The organism is Vogesella mureinivorans, from assembly GCF_007644035.1.
Classification (GTDB): Bacteria; Pseudomonadota; Gammaproteobacteria; order Burkholderiales; family Chromobacteriaceae; genus Vogesella; species Vogesella mureinivorans.
In genome coordinates this window covers 1-296 of sequence record NZ_VMTV02000171.1, presented here as the reverse complement: position 1 = coordinate 296, position 296 = coordinate 1, and the positions used below count along the sequence as shown (strand labels likewise).

Sequence of the window (296 nt, the reverse complement as noted above, 5' to 3'; positions counted from 1 at the left end):
TCTTAATCCAACCAAGCCACATGCACTAACGTCAGCAGAAGTTCATCAAACGATTGCAGACTTTGCCAATTGTGCCCGATTGTCACAAATTGCAGGCTATGACGGTGTAGAAATTATGGGATCAGAAGGTTATCTGATCAACGAGTTTATTGCTGCAAGAACCAATCACCGTGATGATGAGTGGGGTGGCAGTTATGAAAACCGTATCCGTTTTCCGATTGAAATCGTAAGAAGAACACGCCAAGAGGTAGGTGAAAACTTTATTATTATTTATCGCTTGTCTATGTTGGACTTGG

Annotated in this window: 1 protein-coding gene; it reads left to right on the top strand. The window is 41.9% G+C overall.

Annotated features, from left to right (window positions below; translation table 11 throughout):
• A partial coding sequence (locus FLQ44_RS06345) for an oxidoreductase (RefSeq protein ID WP_500692534.1) occupies positions 1–296 on the top strand: 296 nt, incomplete at both ends.